The sequence below is a fragment of the Moraxella lacunata genome (assembly GCF_900453205.1).
GTDB lineage: Bacteria > Pseudomonadota > Gammaproteobacteria > Pseudomonadales > Moraxellaceae > Moraxella > Moraxella lacunata_B.
The window spans coordinates 11,526-23,437 of the sequence record NZ_UGQU01000002.1; the positions used below are offsets into that span (position 1 = coordinate 11,526).

The 11,912-nt window shown below is 43.6% G+C and carries 7 protein-coding genes; 1 reads left to right on the forward strand and 6 read right to left on the reverse strand.

The genetic code is table 11. The features are described from left to right. Positions 1–22 precede the first annotated feature (22 nt). The 3 genes from DX073_RS05555 to DX073_RS05565 form a co-directional block, all read right to left on the reverse strand. Positions 23–2,842, reverse strand: coding sequence for a type VI secretion system Vgr family protein (locus DX073_RS05555; protein WP_115006479.1), 2,820 nt, complete (start codon positions 2,840–2,842; stop codon positions 23–25). A gap of 189 nt (positions 2,843–3,031) precedes the next feature. Next, positions 3,032–4,345 carry a VRR-NUC domain-containing protein gene (locus tag DX073_RS05560; RefSeq protein ID WP_115006481.1) on the reverse strand — a complete coding sequence of 438 codons (1,314 nt, stop codon included), beginning with the start codon at positions 4,343–4,345 and terminating at the stop codon, positions 3,032–3,034. A 9-nt stretch (positions 4,346–4,354) separates the two neighbouring features. Beyond that, on the reverse strand, positions 4,355–5,608 hold the full coding sequence (locus tag DX073_RS05565) for a type VI immunity family protein (protein ID WP_115006483.1): 1,254 nt from the start codon (positions 5,606–5,608) through the stop codon (positions 4,355–4,357). Between the two features lie 163 nt (positions 5,609–5,771). Here DX073_RS05565 and DX073_RS05570 point away from each other — a divergent pair, with 163 nt between their 5' ends. Continuing rightward, positions 5,772–6,470 carry an IS1 family transposase gene (locus tag DX073_RS05570; protein ID WP_115004781.1) on the forward strand — a complete coding sequence of 233 codons (699 nt, stop codon included), beginning with the start codon at positions 5,772–5,774 and terminating at the stop codon, positions 6,468–6,470. A gap of 27 nt (positions 6,471–6,497) precedes the next feature. On the opposite strand, the gene DX073_RS05575 is transcribed toward DX073_RS05570, so the two are convergent. The 3 genes from DX073_RS05575 to DX073_RS05585 all read right to left on the reverse strand — a co-directional run bounded on the left by DX073_RS05575 (position 6,498) and on the right by DX073_RS05585 (position 11,911). Further along, complete coding sequence (locus DX073_RS05575) at positions 6,498–9,362, reverse strand: type VI secretion system Vgr family protein (protein ID WP_115006485.1); 2,865 nt, start codon at positions 9,360–9,362, stop codon at positions 6,498–6,500. Positions 9,363–9,570: 208 nt separating this feature from the next. After that, positions 9,571–10,866 carry a type VI immunity family protein gene (locus DX073_RS05580; RefSeq protein WP_181814383.1) on the reverse strand — a complete coding sequence of 432 codons (1,296 nt, stop codon included), beginning with the start codon at positions 10,864–10,866 and terminating at the stop codon, positions 9,571–9,573. Between the two features lie 37 nt (positions 10,867–10,903). Then, a complete protein-coding gene (locus DX073_RS05585; protein ID WP_147279685.1) occupies positions 10,904–11,911 on the reverse strand; it encodes a hypothetical protein in 1,008 nt (335 codons plus the stop codon). Position 11,912 lies beyond the last annotated feature (1 nt).

The following is an 11,912-nucleotide window of genomic DNA, read 5'->3' on the forward strand; positions in this document are numbered from 1 at the left end:
ATTAACTCTCTATAAATGCACATTAATCAATTAATGGTTCCAAAGGTATAGAAACCATTAATGTTACTTCTTCAGCTTCTTCAGATTTTATCATACCTGTTAAACCCTTGGCATCTGTATTGATTTTTTGAATTTTTCCATTTGATCGTCTAATCCAAAAAGTTTGATTGGATAGCGGTCTTTGAGTCTCTTTATCAGCAACATGAAAGCCTTCAGAGTAATCACCAATCTGTATATCAGGTAATTCTGGCACCTCATACCCCACATACTCACCCCCCTCCATCACCTTCTCATTGCTCTTAACCCTAAACACCCCAGGTGTTGTGATAAACACGCCTTGTTCGTTCATTTTAAACTCAGAACCACAGATGTTGATGGATAATTGAGTGGGGCTTGTGATTTGGATTTTACCTTCTGTTGAGATAATCTCTATGTTGTCTTTGGCGATGTGTTTGATGTTGCCTTGTTGGGCTTGTAGTTCTATGTCGTCTTTGGCGGTGTAGTGTTTAATACCTCCTGTTTGGACAAAGACTCTGATGCCGTTTTGGACGGTTAGATTGTACTTTGAGGTGGTGGCAAGGCTTAGGTCTTTGTTTGTGGTGATGGCAAGGTTGTTGTCGGTGGTGATGTGAATGTTTTGTTTGGCAGTTAAGGTCATGCCCGCCAGTGAGCTAAGGACGATGTGTGGGTTTGACAGCTCTGGATGACTTAGGGTGTCATCTAAGTCGTCATCGTGGTGATTGACATGGGCATGATGGTCATTGATCTCCCTACCTGTCATGCTTGTGTTAAGCCCATCTAAGGTGGGCATGAGGGTATTATCCAAGGCTCGCTCTTCGCATTGTGCTTGGATGCTACTTTGTATGAGTGATGAGTGGGTGCTTGTGGCTTGTTCTAATTGACTTGTGGTCTCTTTGATGTCTTTGATGTGACTTGTGGCATGTGGCCTCCCATGCGTGGTAATCACCACACCTTTATCTGCTCTTACCACCCCATGTCCATCAGTTCTCACCTCAAAGCCCTCGCCTCGGTATTCACCTCGTCCTTGGGGGGTGGTAAGACGTCTGATGTGTCCTAGGTTAATCTCGGTGTGTAGGTGGTCGGATTTTAGGTGGGTTTGCAGTTTGTCTTTAGTGTCATCCATGATGAGTTGGTTGGATTTGTCTCCCCCATACTCTTTGGAGCGGATGCCAGAGAGGACTTTTTCATGAGGGAGGGTGTATAGAGGCATGTTGTTTGGATTGGTCAAAGAGCCTGCCACATAGGGCATGTCAGGATTGCCTCCAAAGAAGTCAATGATGACCTCTTGGCCTGCTCTGGGTAGTGCAATGTGCCCATAGTGATCTCCTGCCCAGGTACTGGCGACACGAAGATAGCAGGTGTTTATCTGACTTAGGTCATCTTTGTCATCACCGGTGCGATTGTCTACAAGGTGTCTTTGGGTGAGTGTGGGTTTATCCCAGTGAAACTTGACTTTGATGCGACCGTATTGGTCGGTGTGTATCTCTTCACCTTCTGGGGCGACGACAGTGGCGGTTTGGGTACGGGCAATGGGTCTTGGGCAGGGGGTTGTGGGCACAAGCGGATGTGTGGCAGGGTATGCGGTAAAGCTTGTATCAGCGGTATAGTACTGATGGGTGTTGTTGTCTTCATCGATGGGTTTGATGCTCATCTGTAAGGCGTAGACAACCCAGTCGGTATTCATGCTTTGATGAGGGTGACCTGTTAGGGTAAATAAATGGGCAACCTGTATGCCCTTTAGTCTGCCATGTGCGGTGGCACTTAGGCTTTGATGCCGATAAGAGGCGATAAGCTGTTCGTTTTTTGTGGCCAGCTCATCACCCCCCGCTCGTCTGCCTTGATGCCATTCATAGCGTTGTAGGTGATGGATGAGTGCCTGATGTGGTTTGTGTGTGTCAGTTTGCACCCCTTTTATGGTATCATGAGCCATTAGGGGTTCATTAGGGGTTTTAAACTGATAATCAGATAAGAGACTTTGGGCACAGGTCAGTCTGCTTTTGGGGTTAAAGTGTTCTAGGTATTCAGCATACTCTGGCATACGCTGATTGGGTGGATAGAGCGTCAAGGTGTCATAAAAGGGATTGGCGTGTCTTTTTAGGTGACTGACATGGTCGGTGATGATTAGGGTGTGATTGTCTTTGGTGTGTTCAAAGTAAAAGCTGATGCCATGCTCACTCATGAGGCGAGTGATGAATGCGTAGTCTGATTCGTCATATTGGGTTTGGTAGTCTTGTTCAGGATAGTCATGGATGAGTTCAAACTGCCAAGGATAAGGGTAGCAGGATAACACCTCTTCGATGATTTGTGGGATGGATTTGTGTTGGTGGATGTGGTAGTTATTTGTTTTGGTGAGTAGGTAAGTCCATGGAGATAAGGTGAGTTCATAGACGGCATGCCTGTTGTGTGTGGTGAGTTTGGCACAGCTGGTGATGATGCCATGTCTTGTGACTTGTCCTGTGATGGTTCTATCATCGATGGGGTGTTTGTCATTTAAGTCAAGGGATATGCCTAAGGGCGTGCCGATGAGGGAGCTTAGGTCTAAGTGAGAGGCGACGCTTTGGTAGGAGGTGGTGCCTTGGTGGGGGGTACCCTCTTTGGGGTGGATGATACTGCCATGATAAGCTTCAAAACTGACATAACCTTCTAGCCCCTCTATACCATGGGCAGGGTTGCCATGTTCGTCTTTGGCTTTGACGATGAGTTTGTATTCAAACAGTCCGTTGATACTCTCTACCCCTTGTAAGCTGTCGAACCATAGATAAGGCGTGCCAGATACACTTTTGGGCAGATAAACAGAGTGTAGATGAGCACGATGGTTCATGGGATGTCCTTATTGAATGATTGAATGGTTAGGTGGGGTTAATGAGAATGATTTAGGAGTGATTGGATTTTAGCATGGGAGGTGGGAGGGGGGTCAAGGGGGCTGCACTATTTATGGAAAGTGCCCGAATTCAGACACTTTGGAGACAACTTAAAGTTATGATTAGGGCAAGTGTGATTGCTTGGTTTTTTAATGACCAAAAATTTTAGCAGTTCTTCTGACCTGATTGGCTCGTTTGGACATTATGCCCATTCTAAGTAGAAACAACCCTGCTCGCAATGGTGCAGCAGCAACATTGACACCCGGGATAAGCAATGCCAATGTTGCACCAATCTCTAGTGCTAAAATAACCTTATCTGTTGTGGTTAACACAGGAAATGCAGATGGTTTTGGTCTTTGTATTGTAATGATTTCTGGTTCAAGCTCCACGCATGGCAAATTATTCTCCAAGCTACACGATGATACAGGTTCAATTTCATTGGATTTGGTTGGTACGATAGATGTTGGTACATCCATATCATTCATCAGATATTCAGCTGCATCGTCTAAATCTTTTTTGCTAATTATTGTAATCGCTTGCCCCGTTTGAGTATCAATATAAACACCATTGCCATTTTCTGAAATAACAAGTTCTACATCTTTAAACAGCCACGGTGCCAAGTTTTCTAGCTCATCAACTGTCTGTTTACTAACAGACATCTCAAGTTCTTGGCGACTGTATTTGACATCACCCAGTAAATCAATGACAGGCAGATTTTCAAACACCCATTGCTCAAGTTTATAAGCATCAGGCAGACGCTCTTTGGCAAAGATGGGCACCAATTCTGGCGAAAAGGCATAATCAGCATCTTCCTGTTCCTGCCAGTTATCATCCTCTGTGATGTGCAGAACGGAGAATCTGCCTTTGCCTGCAATGTATTGGTAGTCCTTTTCTTGTCCTTCAGATAAAGAATCGTTGGGGAATTTCATTTCTACCACACGCTTGATGTTATCGGCATAATCTTGGTTATACACACTATACTCAGCAGAAACTTCGCCCCCCGGCCAGCGACGCTCAGGGTTCTCAACAATAATCAAATCAGGGCGACGGCGATAGGCGTTTGGTGCCACCCCCTCTTTATAGACCAACCGACTATTCCAACCATTGGTATGACGGCGGTTATAGCCCTTAGATGAGTCTCGTCCTTTTGCTCTGTTTTGGGTGAGATGAGGAATGGCGGGGATGGGGTTGGTCTCTCTCAAGTCAGGGTCAGGCACGCTAAATGTGACCTCCGACTTATAATGCCATCGGTAATCAGCGTGCTCTTGGTCTAGTTTGATAAGCAGATGAAACGCCGCTTGAAAGCTGCGAAACTCTTTTTTATTCTCAGTAGGCAAAGGGATATTAATGCCTTTCATGTGCTTTAAGACAAAATCACACTTCACCCAAATATAGCCCTTGTCAGGGGCATCCACCAAGGCATACTCTGGGTCGTTCTTAACCCTAGTAATGTACCGACTCATCTTCCGCCCCTATAACGGATTGGGCATAACAGTCTCACCGCCATCCTCTCGGCTAATAAGACGCCAATCGATTGCATTATGCAAACTTTTTTTGCCACTTTCAAGATACAGATACACTCCTTTTTCTGGAAAGGGCATGCCTTGTTGTAGATACATACTTTGCCATTCGCCCTCGCCAAAGACAAAATCCACAGGTTGCCACATCCCACTGTGTGGCACAATGTGATAAGGATGATGACTAAACGATTGCCCAAAGATGGGCACCAAATTTGGCTTATTGCCCTTGGGGTTTAACACCCCTTGTTCAAAGTTATCATTATCCCAACGCCTTAACCAATAATACGCATCAATCCAAAAAAATGCACCACTGCCATATTGTGTATGGGGTGTTTGAATGGGGCGTGTTAAATGAGCTGCCACGACATAAGCAAGAGGTAGGGGCTGATGTTTGTTGGCAACTCTAGGTAAGCTGCCAGCTTGGATGACCATGGTTTGTCCTACGCTCTTTACCTCAACCTGTGGGTAGGCTTTAAGCGTTTGGGCATAATAAGGCTGTTCTAGTACTTTGTCCACAAAGGGCTGTCCGATAAAGCTAAGCCAGCTGATGCTGCGAATGCCACGATACCAATCACTGGTTGAAAATGCTGAACCATCTGCGGTAATGCCCCAGTACTCTCTGGCAACATCCGCCTCATAATATGCATAAGGGTGTCTGTCGTAGGGTAATCTTGTACTAAGTCCTGCATAGCCGTGAAACAGCTCACCATCATAAGTACCAAGCACATCATCCACCCAACCCAAAATCTCGGCTCTACCCTCTGCATTATAAAGTAAGCTTACAGGCAGATGAATTTTTAGATAGCTAAAAAAATGGTCTGCCAGTGTCCCAATAAAATAATCTTCGGCAAACTCGCCTGAGGTATTGGAAGTAAGGTGCCACTCGATGGCTTCTCTATAATTTTCAAACGCCAAAAATTTAGCCTTAGTACTCTCAAAACTTTTATCAGTTAATTTCACAAAACCTCTTGAGCCTTTTTTAAAATGAGCTTTCATCGGATAGCGAGCTTTAAACCGTTCTAATAGGTTGATTGTTTTTAATTTTTTTTCTGGGCTATTATCATTTTTAAAATAAACCAAAATGATAAACGACAGTTTGGCATAAATATCGCCTGTCTGTTTTTGCCATAAAATCTTATCTTCTGCCTTTTTTAGCTCCTCTATAATCGCCTCATCGGTGGGTGGGGTGTATTCAATATTGTTCATAAAAAAGCTCCTTGTATTGCTTGATATTCTTGAGGTTGGATAAAGTGTTGAGAGTTGATTTGGTTAGATTATAACAAATTATAAATCATTGGCAGTGGTTCAAAAAGTATGCTGTAACAAAAACTAAAAAGACAACTTAACCAAACAGTGGTAATTTACGGTTATGAAGACGACAATTACCATTACTTGCCCAAGTTGCCTATGTCATAGTATAAAGAAAAATGGCGTAAAAAGCTATGGCAAACAAAATTATTTTTGTAAAAATTGCCACAGACAGTTTGTCCAACAGTCAGAACTAAGCTACAAGGGCTGTTATTCGCACATAGACAACAAAATACGCTTAATGCTTGCTCGTGGTAGCATTGCAGATATTGTGGTAATTGAACAAGTGAGCAAAGCAAAGGTGCTAAGTGTACTCACAAACAGCAACCACAAAATCAAACCCAAACAACAACATTACGACACCTTAGAAGTAGATGAGTTTTGGACTTATGTTGGTAACAAGAAAAACAAAGTTTGGCTCATCTATGCTTATGACAAAGGCACAGGTGAGATTGTTGCTTTTGTGTGGGGCAAACGAAACCTTGCTACTGCCAAAAAACTCAAAATACAACTTACCCAACTAGGCATTACTTTCAACAAAATTGCTTGTGATGATTGGGATAGCTTTTTAACTGCCTTTAAGCACTCTTTAAAACAAGTTGGTAAACGCTTTACTGTGGGTATTGAAGGCAATAACACCAGACTGAGAACCTTCGTCAGGCGAGCATTTAGGAGAACTTGCTGTTTTTCTAAAAAGCTAGAAAACCATTTCAAAGCATTTGAGTTGGTGTTTCATTATATTAACTATGGTTGGGTTTAGCATACTTTTTAGACCAGAGCCAAATCATTAATCATCAATGTACTCAAAAAATAACTCCATACTGTCCTTGCCCGCCACATATAATGTGCGGGTTTTGATTGGCTTAGGTTTGTCGTTAATAAGCTCCAGGCTTTCAGCCTGAGCTGTAGTTACTATCATGGTTTCACCACGAGCATTTGTTCTACCTTGAATTTTCCTATTATCACTGACATTTATCTGATACGGATAGTTCGCTAATGGTTTGTTGGTTCTGCTGGAGGTGATGATATATTGACCAACAAATGGATGTCTAAGCTTGGGCACCTCATACCCCACATACTCACCCCCCTCCATCACCTTCTCATTGCTCTTAACCCTAAACACCCCAGGTGTTGTGATAAACACGCCTTGTTCGTTCATTTTAAACTCAGAACCACAGATGTTGATGGATAATTGAGTGGGGCTTGTGATTTGGATTTTACCTTCTGTTGAGATAATCTCTATGTTGTCTTTGGCGATGTGTTTGATGTTGCCTTGTTGGGCTTGTAGTTCTATGTCGTCTTTGGCGGTGTAGTGTTTAATACCTCCTGTTTGGACAAAGACTCTGATGCCGTTTTGGACGGTTAGATTGTACTTTGAGGTGGTGGCAAGGCTTAGGTCTTTGTTTGTGGTGATGGCAAGGTTGTTGTCGGTGGTGATGTGAATGTTTTGTTTGGCAGTTAAGGTCATGCCCGCCAGTGAGCTAAGGACGATGTGTGGGTTTGACAGCTCTGGATGACTTAGGGTGTCATCTAAGTCGTCATCGTGGTGATTGACATGGGCATGATGGTCATTGATCTCCCTACCTGTCATGCTTGTGTTAAGCCCATCTAAGGTGGGCATGAGGGTATTATCCAAGGCTCGCTCTTCGCATTGTGCTTGGATGCTACTTTGTATGAGTGATGAGTGGGTGCTTGTGGCTTGTTCTAATTGACTTGTGGTCTCTTTGATGTCTTTGATGTGACTTGTGGCATGTGGCCTCCCATGCGTGGTAATCACCACACCTTTATCTGCTCTTACCACCCCATGTCCATCAGTTCTCACCTCAAAGCCCTCGCCTCGGTATTCACCTCGTCCTTGGGGGGTGGTAAGACGTCTGATGTGTCCTAGGTTAATCTCGGTGTGTAGGTGGTCGGATTTTAGGTGGGTTTGCAGTTTGTCTTTAGTGTCATCCATGATGAGTTGGTTGGATTTGTCTCCCCCATACTCTTTGGAGCGGATGCCAGAGAGGACTTTTTCATGAGGGAGGGTGTATAGAGGCATGTTGTTTGGATTGGTCAAAGAGCCTGCCACATAGGGCATGTCAGGATTGCCTCCAAAGAAGTCAATGATGACCTCTTGGCCTGCTCTGGGTAGTGCAATGTGCCCATAGTGATCTCCTGCCCAGGTACTGGCGACACGAAGATAGCAGGTGTTTATCTGACTTAGGTCATCTTTGTCATCACCGGTGCGATTGTCTACAAGGTGTCTTTGGGTGAGTGTGGGTTTATCCCAGTGAAACTTGACTTTGATGCGACCGTATTGGTCGGTGTGTATCTCTTCACCTTCTGGGGCGACGACAGTGGCGGTTTGGGTACGGGCAATGGGTCTTGGGCAGGGGGTTGTGGGCACAAGCGGATGTGTGGCAGGGTATGCGGTAAAGCTTGTATCAGCGGTATAGTACTGATGGGTGTTGTTGTCTTCATCGATGGGTTTGATGCTCATCTGTAAGGCGTAGACAACCCAGTCGGTATTCATGCTTTGATGAGGGTGACCTGTTAGGGTAAATAAATGGGCAACCTGTATGCCCTTTAGTCTGCCATGTGCGGTGGCACTTAGGCTTTGATGCCGATAAGAGGCGATAAGCTGTTCGTTTTTTGTGGCCAGCTCATCACCCCCCGCTCGTCTGCCTTGATGCCATTCATAGCGTTGTAGGTGATGGATGAGTGCCTGATGTGGTTTGTGTGTGTCAGTTTGCACCCCTTTTATGGTATCATGAGCCATTAGGGGTTCATTAGGGGTTTTAAACTGATAATCAGATAAGAGACTTTGGGCACAGGTCAGTCTGCTTTTGGGGTTAAAGTGTTCTAGGTATTCAGCATACTCTGGCATACGCTGATTGGGTGGATAGAGCGTCAAGGTGTCATAAAAGGGATTGGCGTGTCTTTTTAGGTGACTGACATGGTCGGTGATGATTAGGGTGTGATTGTCTTTGGTGTGTTCAAAGTAAAAGCTGATGCCATGCTCACTCATGAGGCGAGTGATGAATGCGTAGTCTGATTCGTCATATTGGGTTTGGTAGTCTTGTTCAGGATAGTCATGGATGAGTTCAAACTGCCAAGGATAAGGGTAGCAGGATAACACCTCTTCGATGATTTGTGGGATGGATTTGTGTTGGTGGATGTGGTAGTTATTTGTTTTGGTGAGTAGGTAAGTCCATGGAGATAAGGTGAGTTCATAGACGGCATGCCTGTTGTGTGTGGTGAGTTTGGCACAGCTGGTGATGATGCCATGTCTTGTGACTTGTCCTGTGATGGTTCTATCATCGATGGGGTGTTTGTCATTTAAGTCAAGGGATATGCCTAAGGGCGTGCCGATGAGGGAGCTTAGGTCTAAGTGAGAGGCGACGCTTTGGTAGGAGGTGGTGCCTTGGTGGGGGGTACCCTCTTTGGGGTGGATGATACTGCCATGATAAGCTTCAAAACTGACATAACCTTCTAGCCCCTCTATACCATGGGCAGGGTTGCCATGTTCGTCTTTGGCTTTGACGATGAGTTTGTATTCAAACAGTCCGTTGATACTCTCTACCCCTTGTAAGCTGTCGAACCATAGATAAGGCGTGCCAGATACACTTTTGGGCAGATAAACAGAGTGTAGATGAGCACGATGGTTCATGGGATGTCCTTATTGAATGATTGAATGGTTAGGTGGGGTTAATGAGAATGATTTAGGAGTGATTGGATTTTAGCATGGGAGGTGGGAGGGGGTCAAGGGGGGGGATGAAAATTTGCTTGATTGTTGGAAAAGACAGTTGATGAAAAGCGTCCAAACAGGAACGCTTTTCAAATTTAAGAAAATAAAATCAAAAGGTTTTGTATTACAATTATAACACTTCCACCAAAGTCCAAGTAATCTCCATCGCCTCCACAGTACGCCAGTTTGTGTCCATATGGATAAAATAAGGGGCGATGTCACCTTTTTTAAGGACGACATATTGGCGGTAGTCAATGAGTTGTCCGTCATATTCGTTGATATTGTGGTACCTAAACTGACCACGATTATAATCATACTCGTCTAAATAAATATAACGCCCATCTTGCTGACAAACCTCCCCTGTCTTGACAGCAATAACATCGCCTGTTTCTGACTTAATAGGCTCTGCGGTAATGTCAGGTTTGCTTTTTTGGGGAAAAGCTCGCCATAGATTAGGGTCATCAAAGCGTCTTAACCAAAGGTCAGTGAAGTAGGCGTTAAAGGTTTGGTAGCCGATACCACCATCATATTCGTTCATTAATCTAAGAGAGCCATAATGCCCGTTTCGCATCGGACGACAAATGTCATTAACATCCAAATAACTTTGTGGAATAGGCTCATCAGCAGGTAACAGCTGTGGCACTTCATCGGCAATCAAGAGTACGCCATTATCGTATAATTTATGCTCCACTGACTTGGCGGTTACTTGCTCTAATAATTTATTCCTACCACCAATACGCTCTGCCAAGTCATCACTGATATAAGTCCACCAATCAATACTACGAATGCCGTGGTGCATAGCAACAGCATCCCATGTACTTGGCACAGCTATGCCAATAAATTTTTTACATTGATTTAGCTCATCAAAACCATATTCCTTTTCATAACCAATCGCCGTTCCCCAACCCATATAAGCAAAATAAGGGTTTAATTTATGCACGCAATAATTAAACAAATTGATAATTACTGCTTGTTTGTCAGGGTTAAAAAAATCCGCCCTATCCACCCGAAATCTAAGCTGGCTAATATTTTCAAGTTGCCAGTCTCGTTCAGTCAGACAAAACAGCTCATAAGGCACCGCTTCTTGCATGAGCTTATGGTTGCCTGCTGACACAAACCATTCAATGACATCATCTGGGTCTTTGCGCTCTTCTAGGATTTCGTTAAAGCTCGGTAATTTATCAAAGGGTTTTTCTGTCCATCTGCGGTTCTTGGAATTAAACCCCCAAGTGATATGCTCGCCAAAGAGTGCCATATACTGACTGATACAATCTCTTAAATGTTCTCGTGTTTCTTGTAGGTGTCCATCTCTAAAAAATAAACAAGCGGTCAGATGTACATCATTAACGGTTACTTCTTTGCCGTCTATGATGTCATAGTAATGAAAGTCTTCTTTGTATTCGTTCATGTCGTTTAGGGTTTTCACGGGGTTCTCCAAGTTAAGATCTAATCTTAAAAAATCACTATTTGTTCTCATTCTCTCCCCAATATAAAGATTTGTACCACTCATTTGCTTCCTCTAGGGTGGCGATTTTAATATTTGGATCTTTGGTGCATTTCATGTTATGCTGATGAAATAAAGTGGTTAAGGCATCAAAAGCCAACGATGTTTGTGCAAATTCATGATCATCTTGAGCATAAGCGAAGTATTGGCAGGCTTTATCTAAATTCTTGGTAGTACCAAAACCAAAAGCATAAAGTTGGGTTAGATAGGGTAGCAATTCAGGGTCATGTGAGCGTTCAAAATAATGATTGATGACGGTAAAAAACTCATTGGCGGTCTTGGAATTAGTTAAGGCTTTAAAGTCACGCAAATCAGCGTAAAAATAACTCTCTCCCCAGTTAAAATAATTATCTTTGGATTGATAACTTTGGTTGCTGGCAATAAAAGAGATGTAACCTCTTAACAGACTCTTGTCTCGTGCCTTTGCCATGACAAGTTCGTAGTAATAATCATTAATCATTTCTTTTAAAAACTCGTCGCTTTGGTAATTACTAAACTCCTTTAAAGCTTCATAATATGTTTTGGTTTCTAACTCATCATAAGCGTGGTCGGCATACCAGTCAATAATACGCCATTTGGCATTCATCTGTCCTTGTCTTGCCAATTCATAATAGACTTTGCCATCTTGATATTTATCCTCATCTGTATAGGAAAAGTTAGGGTCGTTAAGGTCGGCAGTCAGTTTTGAAGCTTGCAATGCGTACATCGCATCCAGATGACCTTCACTGGCTAGTTTTTTGACAATCATCATCTCAACGATCTCTGGCTTATGATAGTAACTATCACGAAAGAATTCGGTTGCTTTGGATGCTTGCCTTGGCGTCCATCTTGGATTGGCAAGCCAAGGGTATTTGCTGCTCATCGTGGTTTCTCCTATATGATTGGATTGGTTTGAATTGGTGGTATCAGTTGGCTGACAAGCCATTATCAACGCTGTGCCTGATAATAAAATAGCATACTTTAACATC